Annotated in this window: 12 protein-coding genes; 3 read left to right on the top strand and 9 right to left on the bottom strand. The window is 64.8% G+C overall.

The genetic code is table 11. The features are described from left to right. Positions 1 to 23 precede the first annotated feature (23 nt). The 9 genes from ACRARG_RS18270 to ACRARG_RS18310 form a co-directional block, all read right to left on the bottom strand. The gene (locus tag ACRARG_RS18270) at positions 24 to 1,187 is read right to left on the bottom strand and encodes an acyl-CoA dehydrogenase family protein (RefSeq protein WP_432691656.1); all 1,164 of its coding nucleotides are present in this window, start codon (positions 1,185 to 1,187) and stop codon (positions 24 to 26) included. Beyond that, a complete protein-coding gene (locus ACRARG_RS18275) occupies positions 1,187 to 1,987 on the bottom strand; it encodes an enoyl-CoA hydratase family protein (RefSeq protein WP_432691657.1) in 801 nt (266 codons plus the stop codon). Before ACRARG_RS18275 ends, ACRARG_RS18270 begins: the two co-directional genes overlap by 1 nt. A gap of 154 nt (positions 1,988 to 2,141) precedes the next feature. Next, complete coding sequence (locus ACRARG_RS18280) at positions 2,142 to 2,858, bottom strand: EthD domain-containing protein (RefSeq protein ID WP_432691658.1); 717 nt, start codon at positions 2,856 to 2,858, stop codon at positions 2,142 to 2,144. A 156-nt stretch (positions 2,859 to 3,014) separates the two neighbouring features. Next, a complete protein-coding gene (locus tag ACRARG_RS18285; protein ID WP_432691659.1) occupies positions 3,015 to 3,812 on the bottom strand; it encodes a cyclase family protein in 798 nt (265 codons plus the stop codon). Then, on the bottom strand, positions 3,812 to 5,050 hold the full coding sequence (locus tag ACRARG_RS18290) for an SDR family oxidoreductase (RefSeq protein WP_432691660.1): 1,239 nt from the start codon (positions 5,048 to 5,050) through the stop codon (positions 3,812 to 3,814). The genes ACRARG_RS18285 and ACRARG_RS18290 overlap by 1 nt, the downstream gene beginning before the upstream one ends. Further along, positions 5,047 to 6,222 (bottom strand): thiolase family protein, encoded by a 1,176-nt coding sequence (locus ACRARG_RS18295; RefSeq protein ID WP_432691661.1) that lies wholly within the window; start codon positions 6,220 to 6,222, stop codon positions 5,047 to 5,049. Before ACRARG_RS18295 ends, ACRARG_RS18290 begins: the two co-directional genes overlap by 4 nt. A gap of 165 nt (positions 6,223 to 6,387) precedes the next feature. Next, entirely contained in the window at positions 6,388 to 7,434 is a 1,047-nt protein-coding gene (locus ACRARG_RS18300) for a 2-hydroxyacid dehydrogenase (protein ID WP_432691662.1), read from the bottom strand. Between the two features lie 51 nt (positions 7,435 to 7,485). Continuing rightward, positions 7,486 to 8,268 carry an IclR family transcriptional regulator gene (locus ACRARG_RS18305; protein ID WP_432691663.1) on the bottom strand — a complete coding sequence of 261 codons (783 nt, stop codon included), beginning with the start codon at positions 8,266 to 8,268 and terminating at the stop codon, positions 7,486 to 7,488. A gap of 87 nt (positions 8,269 to 8,355) precedes the next feature. Further along, complete coding sequence (locus ACRARG_RS18310; RefSeq protein ID WP_432691664.1) at positions 8,356 to 9,426, bottom strand: hypothetical protein; 1,071 nt, start codon at positions 9,424 to 9,426, stop codon at positions 8,356 to 8,358. 192 nt (positions 9,427 to 9,618) lie between these two features. Between ACRARG_RS18310 and ACRARG_RS18315 the strand changes: the two genes are divergently transcribed. From ACRARG_RS18315 to ACRARG_RS18325, 3 genes are read left to right on the top strand one after another with little or no spacing between them, the layout of a single operon-like run. Next, complete coding sequence (locus ACRARG_RS18315) at positions 9,619 to 11,208, top strand: ABC transporter substrate-binding protein (protein ID WP_432691665.1); 1,590 nt, start codon at positions 9,619 to 9,621, stop codon at positions 11,206 to 11,208. A gap of 58 nt (positions 11,209 to 11,266) precedes the next feature. Beyond that, positions 11,267 to 12,208, top strand: a complete 942-nt coding sequence (locus tag ACRARG_RS18320) for an ABC transporter permease (protein ID WP_432691666.1) — start codon at positions 11,267 to 11,269, stop codon at positions 12,206 to 12,208. Continuing rightward, a complete protein-coding gene (locus ACRARG_RS18325; RefSeq protein WP_432691667.1) occupies positions 12,205 to 13,035 on the top strand; it encodes an ABC transporter permease in 831 nt (276 codons plus the stop codon). Before ACRARG_RS18320 ends, ACRARG_RS18325 begins: the two co-directional genes overlap by 4 nt. Positions 13,036 to 13,041: the final 6 nt, after the last annotated feature.

The raw sequence follows: 13,041 nt of genomic DNA on the forward strand, positions 1-13,041 counted from the left end.
TGCGAAACCGTGGTTAATGCCGCTCAGGACGTCCGGGAGGGGCGGGATGCGTCCAGTGTCTGTCGGGCAATGATGACCTTCTGCACGTCCGAGGCGCCCTCATAGATCCGCAGCGCCCGGATTTCACGATAGAGTTTCTCGACCGTCGCGCCAGAGCGCACGCCATCGCCACCATGTAGCTGCAGGGCCGCGTCGATCACCTTCTGCGCCTCGTCCGTGGCATAGAGCTTGGCCATCGCCGCTTCGCGGGTCACACGTGGGGCGCCGCTGTCCTTGGTCCAGGCCGCGCGATAGACCAGCAGAGCGCTGGCATCGACGCGCAGCGCCATATCCGCGATATGCCCCTGCACCATCTGCAGATCAAACAGCGGCGCGCCCTGAACCTGACGTGTGGTGACACGGGCCAGCGCCTCCTCCAGCGCGCGACGGGCGAACCCGAGCGCGGCGGCGGCAACGGTGGAGCGGAACACATCCAGCACCGACATGGCAATGCGGAACCCCTGTCCGGGTTCGCCCAGCATGGCAGAGGCAGGAACCCGGCAGTCGGTGAACCGCAACCGGGCCAGCGGATGCGGCGCGATGGTGTCCAGCCGCTCCGCCACCTCGAAGCCGGGCAGACCGGCGGGCAGGACAAAGGCCGACAGACCCCTGGCGCCCGGCGCCTCTCCGGTCCGGGCGAAAAGCGTATAGACATCGGCGATCCCGCCGTTGGAGATCCAGGTCTTTTCGCCGTTCAGCACATAGGCGTCCCCGTCCCGCGTGGCCGTCATCGTGGAATTGGCGACATCCGATCCGGACTGAGGTTCGGTCAGGGCAAAGGCGGAAATAGCACGGCCGGCGCGGGTCTGCGGCAGCCATTCGGCCTTTTGTGCCTCGGTGCCGAAAAGGCTGATCGCTCCGGTGCCAAGCCCTTGCATTGCAAAGGCAAAATCCGCCAGCCCATCGTGCCGGGCCAGCGTTTCGCGGATCAGGCAGAGGCTGCGGACATCCAGCCGCCCGTCCATAGCGCCGGAATGGGTCAGAAACCCGGCCTCCCCCAGACCGGAGACGAGGTGCCGACACAGAGCATCGGTATCGCCATGGTCCAGATCGGCAAGATGGGTCGCGGCCCATGTGTCCAGTTCAGCCGCAAGCGCCCGGTGTGTGTCGTCAAAGAACGGCCAGTGAAGAAAGGACTGGTCCGCCATCAGTCGCCCTCGAAAACAGGTTTCTGCTTGGCGACGAAGGCCTCGTAGGCGCGGGTGAAATCGCGGCCCTGCATGCAGATCGCCTGCGCCTGCGCCTCTGCCTCGATCGCCTGTTCCAGCGACATGGACCATTCCTGCATCAGCATGGTCTTGGTCATCGAATTGGCAAAGGTTGGCCCGGCGGTAATGCGCGCGGCCATCTCCATCGCGGTGGCGTCCAGATCGGCGGCCTCGACCAGACGGTTGAAGAACCCCCAGTTTGCACCCTCTTCCGCCGACATGGCCCGGCCAAGGTACAGCAGCTCATTCGCACGGCCCTGCCCGATGATGCGGGGCAGCATGGCGCAAGCGCCCATGTCACAGCCCGCAAGGCCCACGCGGTTGAACAGGAAGGCGACCTTGGCATCCGGCGCCGCGATCCGCAGGTCAGACGCCATGGCCATGATCGCCCCGGCGCCGGCGCAGATGCCCTCAACCGCCGAGATGATGGGTTTGCCGCAGCCGATCATCGCCTTGACCAGATCGCCGGTCATCCGGGTAAAGGCCAGCAGCTCTTTCATCGACATCTTGGTCAGCGGGCCGATGATGTCATGCACATCCCCGCCCGAGGAATAATTGCCGCCATTGGGCAGGATCACCACCGCATGCACGTCATCGGCATAGACCAGGTCGCGGAACCAGTCGCGCAGTTCGGCATAGCTGTCAAAGGTCAGCGGGTTCTTCCGTTCGGGGCGATCCAGCGAAATGCGGGCAATGCCCTGCGAGATCTCGCACCGGAAATGTTTGACGTCGCTGCGCATGCTGTCCTCCGTATCATCCCAGCAGGCCCGGCCGCAGTCTGCGGGCCGGATCACCACCACTATGCGAGCCGGCGCAAATTACTTCAATCCTAAAACGTATCTGTGTCCCGGTCGGGCGGTGTCCGCACAGGCGCACGGCTGTTCCGCCCCGGGTTCAGCCCGTCGCTCCGCCGGGGCGGATCACCTCTGTCAGCATCGGGTAGTGCCGGTTGCCGCCTTCGATCGGCGGAAAACTGGCGGAATCGTCGCGCAGGGCAATCCTGACGGGGGAATGCAACGCGGCAGTCAGCGCCTCTGGTGAATCGAACATCACCCTGTTGCGCTGCATAAAATGTACCCGCGGCCATGGCATGGCGTCGATCCAGTCGAGCCGGGTGAGAATCTCCAGCTCCCTCAACCCGGGGAACTGCAGCATCAGCGGCGGATGCTGCCTGAGATAGCAGTCAAGCCAGCCGGTCAGATCCTCCGCCGGGCCGGGATAATAGACGATATAGCTGCAGGCATCGGGCCCAGGCGCCCGCGGCTCCGGCACATCGAACGGGCGCAGATACATGGCCTGTTGCGCCGCATCGGTCCCCGCCAGACTGTCCAGCCCGCCCGCACGGACAAAGTCGCACAGGGTTGTCCCCGGGCCCGGGTTCACGGCCGCCTCCAGTGACGCGAGATCCTCGAAATACAGCTGCATGCCAAACACCGGCGGCGCCCCGTCGTCGGACAGGCTGTCACGCGCCGTGGCAGGCCTATACAGGCTGGCGCGGGTCAGACCGAGCAAGACCGTCAGGCAGCTTCGCAGCGCGGCGGCCTCCTCCGGATCGATCCGCAGCTCCGGATCCTCCGGATGAAAGAACAGCACGAAATAGCACAGGGTCATGATCACCCTCCGTCAGCAGCGACAGGCAGACACCGGCGCGGAGACGTCCGGCAGGCCAATGATCCTTTATGTCTGAAGTAAACCGGGCCACCGGGTCAAGCGCGATCCGACGCTGGCCCGGCGGCGCCGACCGGCCAAAGGACAGATGTCCGGCGTTCAGGCCCCCGGCACCAGCGCCAGGACCCGCAGCGGGCTGCCCGATCCGGCCAGTATCTTGAGAGGGGCGGCAAAGATCAGCGCGCCGCGTTCGGGCAGCGCCTCCAGCCCGGTCAGGCATTGCAACCCGTACCGCCCGGCGCCGTGCAGGTAGTGATGGGCGGGGAAGGGGGGCGAGAGATGCGCGGCCTGTCCGCAGTCCGTCCCGATGGTTTCTGTCCCGAAGCCGAGTATCCCGCGGTCCTCGACCAGAAACCGGATCGCATCTGCATCCGGGCCCGGCGTATGCGCCCCGTCGGCCCGCAGCCCGGCATAGTCAGCGCCGGTTTTGCGGCCCCAGCCGCTGCGCATCAGCACCCAGCAGCCGGGGTCGATCCGGCCGTGCTGCGCCTCCCACGCTAGGATCGCCTCGCGGGTCAGCAGATGGTCGGGGTCGCGGGCGCAGGCATCGGTGCAGTCGATCACGCAGGCGGGGGCCAGCATCGGCGAGAGCGGCATCGTATCCACCGTGTTGCAGGGCAGATCGCGCCCGGTGACCCAATGGACCGGCGCGTCGAAATGCGTGCCTGTATGTTCCCCGAAACTGATATTGTTCCAGTACCAGGCCGGACCTTTGCCGTCATAGCGCGAGATACGCTCGATCCGGACCGGCCAGGACTGGCCGAATTCCGGCGGCATCACGATGGTCGGATCGTCCGGCGACAGGGTGCGCGTCAGATCGACAAGGGACACCCCCCCGGTCGACAGCAATCCGGCCAGCGCAGAAAGGACATCCGAGGGTGTCTGATTGTCCGGCATCACATCCACCTCGATCTTTCGACTTCTTTGGGATTGCGGGCCAGCCGGTCGCGGAAATCCTCTGCTTTCGGTCCGAGATAGGCATCTTCCAGCCCCTGACGGAGCGCGTTGACAACGCCTTTCGCCAGAGCCGTAACCCCAAGTTTCGGCGGCGGCACCTGTTCGAACCAGTCGATGTCGAGCGCGCCGTGAAAGACATTGACGACGCGGATACCGCCCTGACGCAGGGTCGCGCGCAGGGATTGCGACACCGACAGCTCTGCCGCCTGGGCGGCGGAATAGAGCGCCGCCTCCGGGCTGGCCATCTGGGCGGTGAGTGACAGGAGATTAACCCAGGCGAGGGCAGGCCGGTCGCCATCGGCGCCCCGTCCCATCAGCGCCGGCCCAAAGGCTTCGGCCAGGCGCACCATGCCCAGGGCACCGCCTTCCATCATATCCTTGATCCGCAGCGCGCCGCCGCCATCGAACAGCGCGCCGGGCCGGTAGTGAAACCCGCTGTGGATAATCAGTTCGGTCCGACCGCCAAGATCGGCCGCGGCCTCTGTCACCGAGCGTTCGTCGCGTGGATCGAGGTCGATGAGCTCCACACCTGCCATCGCGCCAAGCGTGTCGATCTGCGGCGAAGGTTTCCAGCGCTCGGCCAGCCCGACACAGACACCTGCCGCGCCGGCATCGAGCAGAGCGCGGCATATCGCGGGGCTGGCGGGGTGCCGGCCATCGGTCAGCAGCACACGCGCATGGCGGGGGTCGGCGGTCAGTTCACGCAAGATCGGGTCCTCCTCGTCTTCGGGACCGGGGGTCTTTTCGGGATAAGCAAACACCACCACCTGTCCGCCCCGGTCCAGCCTGAGCGACAGCCGCACCCGGCCATCCGGCGGACAGGCGCGGTGAAGAAAGGCGATGAGGGTCGGGCCGGCATCGCTGCGGATCAGGCCCTGACGGATCGGGGTCAGCCTGCGGAAATAAGGATCGGCGGTGCTGTGAATCACCGTTTCGCTCAGCAGCTGGCCGCCTGCAGCGATATCGGTCAGCGGCAGGTCCTGGCCCAGACATTCGGGGCAGGCGTCCCGCGCCGGATAGAGGACCGTGCCACAGCCGGAACAGCGCTGCAGGGCAAACCGGCCAAGCGCCGCCGCCGCCGCAAGATCCTGCGCCCGCAGCGACCGTGGCTGAGGTGGCAGCAGCGGTACCCGGGTCCGCAGCAGAGGGTTCTTCTTGGGAGGAACAGGGCGGGTCACGCGGCGGCCTCTAGGATAACGGCGCCGGAGGACAGGCCCCGGTCATAGTTGATCATCCCGAAGCCAAGCGCCATGCCCCGCCTTGCCCCGGCCACCTGACGCGCACCGGCCTGTCCCAGCAGCTGGCGCAGCGTTTCGACAATGCCCAGATGCCCGCCCGACGCACCGGCCTGTCCGGTCGACAGCTGGCCGCCGCCGGTATTATGCGGGAAGTCACCGGCATAGGTCAGGTCGTGCGCACGCACAAACTCCGGCGCCTCGCCCTTGGCACAGAAGCCCAGATCCTCCAGCTGCATCATCACGATCACAGGGTAATCATCATAGCTCTGCAACAGGTCGATTCCGCCGGGCGAGGTTCCGGCCATGGCGAACAGGTCATCGACATCCCGGGCCCATCCGCCGCGCTCCTGCACCGGGTCCTGGGGAAAGGCGTGGTGCCGCTCGATCGACCCGGTCAGCCGGACAAATTCCAGCCCCTGCGCCCGCGCGGTATCCTCCCGCATGACCAGAAAGGCATCCGCCCCCGCACAGGGCATGACACAGTCGAACAGATGCACCGGCTCCGCGATTGGCGGGGCCGAAAGGTAGGCTTCCATCGTCAGCGCTTTGCGCATCAGCGCATTTGGATTTTCCAGCGCATTGGTCCGCTGGGCGATGCAGATACGGCCAAAGTCTTCGCGGCGGGCGCCAAAGCGGGACATGTAGTTGCGGGTCAGATGGGCAAAGCTGGCATTCGCACCACCGGCCCCGACAGGATAGACGGCATCCTGCGCGAACCGGGAAAAGTTCGACAGGTTCTGGCGGAAACTGTCGATATGATTGGTATCGGCGGCAATACAGGCGACAACATCGGCATCGCCCTGTTCCACTGCCCGCGCAGCCCGGCGGATCGATGCAATCGCCGATGCACCGCCAAGCGCAACCGTATCAAGCCAGCGGACCGACATGCCAAGATGCTGCGTCAGGGCAATCGTGCTGTCCGGGGCCAGAGAGAAGCTTGCCGCGCAGAGCCCGTCCATCTCCTTATGCGAAATGCCCGACTGCTGCGACAGGGCGCGCAGCGCGGCGGCGAACCACCAATGCGCGGGCTCTATCGAATAGCGACGGTAGGGCACGGTCACCGGGACAGTCAGTACGACATCCCTGTAGCCCTGCCTTGCCGGTCCCGTCATTCCGAATCATCCGCTGTTGCCGTCATGGCATTATGTTTTAAACCTGAAGAAGATGACAGGCCCACCGGCCGACTGGTCGCAGCCTGTGACGAACCCCGTGTCGGCACCACGCCAGGCGCAACGATTTCTCGTCGTCCACGACCAAATCCTTCTCAAATCACAACGTCAAACCTGTGCCATTGGGTCTGGCGAGGACAGCGCCGCAGCGACATGCCCGAGCAACATGTCGACCTCCTGCGCGAGCACTCCGCGCGAGCCTCCGGCGATGTGGGGCGTGAAGATCGTGTTCGGCGCATGGGTCAGCGGCGCGTCTGGATCACGCGGTTCGGGGGCATGGGTGTCCAGCGCCGCGCGGAAGATGTGACCTGCGTGCAAGGCCTCGGCCAGTGCTGCCTCATCGACGAGATATCCCCGGCTGGTGTTGACGAAGATCGCGCCAGGTTTCATCCGGGCGAAGGTCTCTGCGTTCATCATGCGCTCCGTCTCGGGGGTCCAACGGGCATGGAGCGACACGATGTCGGAGCGCGCCAGAAGGGTGTCGCTGTCGACAAAGGTCAGGCCAAGCGCGGCCTCCTGCGCGGCCGGCAGACGCGACCGTTTGGTGTAGAGCAGTTTCGCGCCGAAGAGCCTGAGCCGTTCCGCGACCAGCAGGCCGACCTGTCCCATGCCAATCATGCCGATCGTGGCCCCGAACAGCCCTCCGAGGCCGCTGAGACCGGGCCAGTTGTAGGCGACATTGTCGATGGGGTGAACTTGGGTGCGGTCCCATTCCGGGTCGCGGGACAGTCGGTCAGCGATGACGATATCCTTCGTCGCTGCCAGCATCATCAGCACGGCGTGTTCGGCGGTGAACGCGAGGGAAGGGCGCTCCATACAAACGGTATGGACGCCCGCGTGGTCCAGCGCCGGGAGGTCCAGCCCCGCCGAGTCGGACCCCAGCCGCGCAACCACGCGGAGGTTCGGAGATGCGGCGAGTTCTGCGGCACCAACCGGGGCCCGACGGCAGATCAGCGCGTCCGATCCGGCGCTGATCCGGGCCAGCCGGGTCTCTTCGCTGGCACCGACCACGCGCACGTCGGCCCCGCGCAGCCTGTGCCGGTGTCCGGATGCCTCAAGGGTGGCAAGGTCGATCACGTCGGGCGAGGCGTAACGCACCAGCCAGTCAGCATCATCGCCCTGCGGGCCGCGCAGCGCGATGGCCGCGAGGCGCATCATCGGATCCGCGTCGCAGATGGTTATTACCGGCTTTGGGGAGGGCATGGGTCAGGCGGGTCTCTTGCGCAGGCGCGTCTCGATCCGCTGGACCGCTTCCATCACGGCAGCTGCGGCCGCCTGGGGGTGGAAGCGGTTGGCCGGCCCAACGCAGGTCAGCGCATAGGACCCGGTGCCGTCGTCCAGCGGCACGGAGACGGAGGCGGTGCCGCCCGTCACCTCGCCGAAGCTGATCGCGTAGCCATCACGCCGGGCGGCGGCGATCCGGGCGTCGATCTCGTTCGGGGTGACGATGGTTGTCGGGGTTTCCTGCTCCAGCGGACCCTGGCCCAGCAGCAGCTCAAGTTCCTGCGGGCGCAGGTGGGTCAGCAGGGCGATCCCGGTGGCGCCGGAATGGAAGGAGGAGGAATAACCCTTGCCGTATTCGAACTTGATGCCGTGGGGCGAGGTGATTTCCTCCACGATGACCTTGCGCAGGCCGACCCGTTTGCACAGGGTCACGGTTTCGCGGGTCAGGTCGCGCAGCTGCTCCATCTCCGGCAGGGCGGCGAGAGACACCTGCATGTAGCTGCTCTCTACGCGGGCGGAAAGCTTGAGGATGTCGCTGCTGAGGAAATAATCCTTGGTCAGCGGATCTTGCGTGACCATCCCAGCGTCGATCAGGTTCTTCAGCAGGCGGCTGGTGGTGCCATTGGCATATCCCAGCAGCTTGCCGATCCGCGAGAACCGGGTTTCGCCGTCCGCCAGCAGGAACAGGATATCGATGCTCTTGCTGATCGAGCTCTGCGGCTTTGTCGTGTCGCGCCCCTTGGGGGCGGTCAGCTGCTCTTGCATCAGATATCCTCCTCGCACGGTGTTAACCTTTCCTCGATACGGGATCGGCCCGCCCTTTGATAGGGCAGGCCGACACGCCGGCGCCGGTCAGGACCAGTAGGGCTCGGTCCAGAGCGGCAGATCCTGCCCGGTCTTCCGGGACAGTGCGGCCTTGTGGACGCGATGGCCGCAGATCGCATCGTAGATAGCCATGCCACGGGCGAAATAGACGATGATCTGCTCGTCATTGTCGCGGCCCGGCACCTCACCCGCGATGACACCGCCCAAGTCCAGAAGCTGTTCGGGCGTCATGACGCCTGCGTCGACCAGGCAGCCGGGCGTCAGGTTCTTGCGGTCCAGAGCGTCGATCGAATTGGCGTAGAGCTTGTCGGCCTTTGCAAAGACCTCGTACTCCGCGTCCCATATAGACAGATCGATGAACAGCGCGCCGGCACGCAGCCAGTCATAGGGAATGTACGCCTGGCCGGGATCGGTCAGCGTGGTGGCGGGCATGATGATGTCGCTGGCGCGGACCGCCGCCTCGGCGCTTTCGGAGACGATCACTTCAAGCTCATAGGTTTTGCGCAAATTTTCAGCAAACGCTTCGGCGCGATCGGCGGAAATGTCGAAGACATGCACGGTTCCGATGTCGCGACCATCTTCGCAGACGTGGACCAGCGCCTCCATCGCGGCCTGGTTGATGGGGCCGGTCGCAATCACCGCAACGTCGTTCTTGCCGGATTTGCGAAGGTAGCGCGCCCCGAGGGCGCCAAGCGCGCCGGTGCGGATGCAGCTGATGACCGCCGCGTCCATCAGGGCGATGGGATAACCGCTTTCGGGGTCCAGCATCGTCAGCAGACCCGAGGCGCGCGGGCCACGGCCCTTGGCGGGATTCTCGGGATTCGAAGGGATGTTCTTGAGGCCGACCATGCGGTCGCCGTCATCGTCGAGGAAGGCCGCGTGGATGTTGGCGCGCTTGGTGCCCTTGTAGCCGACGGTCTTCTTCAGGTCGTCCTTGGGCAGGTCCCAGAACAGGGTGGCTGTCGTTGCCTCGATCGCGTCACCTCGGTACAGCAGGTAGGTTGCGCGGTTCACGTCGGCAACGGTTGCAGGGATGTCGTCCGCCCCGCAGGCGACGGCCTCTTCCTGGCTCAGATAGAGGAATTCTTGCTTTGACACGATGGTGATCCTTGAGGTTCATATAGCGGACTATTTGGTCCGCATTTAAGCTTTCTCATGCAGCCTTTGCTGTCAAGGGAAACTAAGAGTTACCGTATTGTCGTATTTTTGTTGACATACTGGCCAAGTGCCGCTTGGATCATATGCATGACAAGAAAGTTCGCATATCGGACTAAATCAGGGAGCCCCCACATGAAACGACCCCTTTCCGTCAGTCTCGCCGCGCTGGTCGCGCTGACTGCCCCGCTTGCAACCCAGGCTGCCGACCGTGATCTGCGTGTGGCCTACGACGTGGGCGACATCAGCTCGATGGACCCGCACCGCGCCTCCAGCCACGTGGACCGCGCCATCGCCTCGATGGTGTTCAATGGTCTCGTCCGCCTGCCCGCCGGAAGTGCAAACATGGCCGATATCGAGCCCGACCTGGCCGAAAGCTGGGAGCAGAGCGAAGACGGGCTGACCTGGACCTTCAAGCTGCGCGGCGGCGTGATGTTCCAGGGCTGGGACGGGGGCGAGCCTTACGAGATGACGGCAGAGGATGTCGTCTTCTCGCTGAACAAGGCGATGGACCCGGAGCAATCCGCCTATTCCGGCGAATACACCGGCATGACGATCGAGGCCACGGACGACATGACCGTCGCTATCACCACGCCCGAACCGTTGTCGGAAACCCTGATGCTGGCCAAGCTGATGAACTACGGGGCGGGCTTCATCATCTCCAAGCAGGCCTATGAGCAGATGGGTGCAGATGGCTTCCGTCTTCATCCGGTCGGCACCGGTCCCTTCGGCTTCTCGGGCTATACACCGCAGAGCGAAGTCGACCTGGTCGCGAACGAGAACTATTTCCGCGGCACGCCCAAGCTGCCTGGCGTCGACATCTTGTTCATGCCCGACGTTTCCGCGCGCGGCATCGGCCTGCGCACCGGCGAGCTCGATGTGATCGAGGGCAGCAGCGAGCAGTCCTGGGTGCAGCTGATGCAGAGCTACCCGAACGTGGAAGTAGAGGTCTTTGGTCCCGGCTCCGCCTCCGTCCTGTTCCTGAACATGAACAAGCCGCCGCTGGACGATCTGAAGGTGCGGCAGGCGATTGCTCATGCGATTTCGCGTGACGCAGTGGTCGCGGCCATCGGGCCGGCAACCGCAACGCCGCTGGAAGCCCCGTTTCCTGGTGAATACCTGCCCGGCGGCCTGACCAACGAAGAGGTCGAGGCCGAAGGTCTGACCTATGACTTCGACCCGGAGAAGGCCAAGGCGCTGCTGGCCGAGGCCGGCTATCCTGATGGCATCACCCTGACGGTCGTGCACACGGAACTGTCTGTCATGCTGCGCCCGATGGAAAACGTGCAGGCCCAGCTGCGCCAGTCCGGCATCAACCTGGACCTGCAGGTGGTCGACCATTCGACCTACCATTCGCTGATCCGCGACGATGCCAGCCAGATCGTGCATTACATGGCCTGGCGCCCGAATGCCGATGTCTTCCTGACCCGTTTCTATGACAGCGCCTCGGACATCACGGGGGGCGCGTCGCCCGACACCAACTTCTCGCATTATGCGGGGGTCGACGAGCTGATCGCTCAGGCCCGCAATACCGTGGATGGCGCAGAACAGGCGGCGCTGTGGAAACAGGCCTCCGAGCAGATCCTGCGCGATCTTCCCTCCATCCCGGTATTCCAGGGCCGCAGCGCCATCGCCCATACGACAGCGCTGGAACTGGGCTACGAACTCGAGGGCAACCTTGCCTTCTTCATGCCGGTTACGGAAGTAACAGACATCGTCGAGTAACCTGAGCATGGTCGGACCGGCAGCCCCGCGCCGCCGGTCCGCCATACTGGAATAAGTCATGCTAGAGATCATCCTGAAGCGGGCGGTGAACGTCATTCCGATCTGCTTTGTCGTCTATACAATCGTGTTCTTCCTGCTTCGCATCGCACCGGGCGACCCGGCGACCGCGATGCTGGGGGACTATGCCTCGGCCGAGGCGGTCGCCACGCTGAAGGCGCAGATGGGCCTCGACCGGCCGCTTCTGGTGCAATACGGCGAGGGCCTCCTGGGGCTGCTTCAGGGGGATCTCGGCACGTCGCTGTCCTCCGGGCGGCCGGTTGCGGACCAAATCCTGTCTGCGCTTCCCTATACGCTGGAGCTGTCGTTCACCTCGTTGCTGATCGGCGTGCTGCTGGGGGTGCCGCTGGGCATGATCTCGGCCGTGCACCAGGACCGGCTTGTCGACCACGGCAGCCGGGTGTTGTCGCTGGCCGGGCTGTCGATCCCGAGCTTCGTGCTGGGCATCGTGCTGATGCTGGTCTTCGCGATCTACATTCCCATCCTGCCCGCCGTGGGTGGCGGCACACGCGGAGAGCCGCTGGATATCCTCGTGCACCTCGTGCTGCCGGCCGGGACGCTGGGCCTCATCATGATGGCCTATGTGACCCGGGTGACCCGCAACGCCATGCTGAACGTGCTGAGCGATGACTACGTGCGGACCGCGCGGGCCAAGGGCATCCCCGAATGGCGGGTGATCCTCGGCCATGCCTTTCCGAACTGCCTGGTGCCGCTGATCTCGCTCTGCGCCATCAACTTCATCATGCTCATCTCCTCCTCGGTCATGGTCGAGATCATCTTTTCCCGGCAGGGGCTGGGCCGTTTGCTGGTTGGTGCCATGCGGCAGCGCGACTACGTCTCGCTGCAATCGGTTCTGGTGGTCTACGCCTTCCTCATCATCCTCGTGAACATGATCGCCGATATCCTTTACGGCATCGCGAACCCAAGGATCCGCTCGAAATGACGACCTTCCTCTCCCGTTTCCGCGGCAATGGCGTGGCCGCATTTGCCTTGGCGGGGCTGTCGATCCTGCTGTTGATTGCGGCGCTGGCGCCGGTGCTGCCGATCGCGGACCCGCTGGATCACGATCCCTACAACACGCTGGCCGCCCCCTCGGCCCAGCATATCCTCGGCACCGACAATCAGGGCCGCGACCTGCTGTCCCGCTCTGTCCACGGGGCGCGCGTGTCTCTGCTGGTCTCCATCGTGTCGATCGGGGCGGCGATGATCCTCGGCACGATCTTCGGGGTGCTGGCGGGCTACTGGCGCGGCTGGACAGAGATCGCGATCATGCGGGTCGCGGACAGCCTGATGGCCTTCCCGGCTCTCATCCTCGGCATCGCGGTCATGGCGATCCTCGGGTCGGGGCTGGAAAAGGTGATCCTGTGCCTGGCCATCGTGATGACACCCCGGTTCACCCGCATCGCCTACGGCGCCACGATGACGGTGCGCCCGCGCGAGTTCATCGAGGCCGCCAATGCCGTCTCAGCCCCGTTCCACCGCATCTTCCGGGTCCACATCCTGCCCAACATCTTTTCCGAGGTGCTGGTTGTCGGGGCGCTCTGGATCGGGACGGCGATCCAGATCGAGGCGTCGCTGTCCTTCATCGGCATCGGGGTCCCGCCGCCGCAGCCCACCTGGGGGAACATGATCAAGGACGGCCTGGACTATCTGCCGATCGCGCCCTGGATGGCACTGGTGCCCAGTGCGGCGATCTTCCTCACGATCATCTTCTTCAATCTCGTCGGCGACTCCATCCGCGACATCATCGACCCCAAGCACTACCGCTAGGTACAG

The organism is Pseudooceanicola profundi, assembly GCF_050897955.1.
Classification (GTDB): domain Bacteria; phylum Pseudomonadota; class Alphaproteobacteria; order Rhodobacterales; family Rhodobacteraceae; genus Pseudooceanicola.

What these genes read in the sequence shown, in the direction of transcription:
- ACRARG_RS18300 (WP_432691662.1), bottom strand. Translation starts at nt 7,434, where the DNA reads ATGCGCCTCGCGGCCATCGCGCTGCGCGGCCCGCAGGGCGATGATGCT.
- ACRARG_RS18295 (WP_432691661.1), bottom strand. Translation starts at nt 6,222, where the DNA reads ATGACGGGACCGGCAAGGCAGGGCTACAGGGATGTCGTACTGACTGTC.
- ACRARG_RS18315 (WP_432691665.1), top strand. Translation starts at nt 9,619, where the DNA reads ATGAAACGACCCCTTTCCGTCAGTCTCGCCGCGCTGGTCGCGCTGACT.
- ACRARG_RS18325 (WP_432691667.1), top strand. Translation starts at nt 12,205, where the DNA reads ATGACGACCTTCCTCTCCCGTTTCCGCGGCAATGGCGTGGCCGCATTT.
- ACRARG_RS18320 (WP_432691666.1), top strand. Translation starts at nt 11,267, where the DNA reads ATGCTAGAGATCATCCTGAAGCGGGCGGTGAACGTCATTCCGATCTGC.
- ACRARG_RS18305 (WP_432691663.1), bottom strand. Translation starts at nt 8,268, where the DNA reads ATGCAAGAGCAGCTGACCGCCCCCAAGGGGCGCGACACGACAAAGCCG.
- ACRARG_RS18280 (WP_432691658.1), bottom strand. Translation starts at nt 2,858, where the DNA reads ATGACCCTGTGCTATTTCGTGCTGTTCTTTCATCCGGAGGATCCGGAG.
- ACRARG_RS18275 (WP_432691657.1), bottom strand. Translation starts at nt 1,987, where the DNA reads ATGCGCAGCGACGTCAAACATTTCCGGTGCGAGATCTCGCAGGGCATT.
- ACRARG_RS18285 (WP_432691659.1), bottom strand. Translation starts at nt 3,812, where the DNA reads ATGCCGGACAATCAGACACCCTCGGATGTCCTTTCTGCGCTGGCCGGA.
- ACRARG_RS18270 (WP_432691656.1), bottom strand. Translation starts at nt 1,187, where the DNA reads ATGGCGGACCAGTCCTTTCTTCACTGGCCGTTCTTTGACGACACACAC.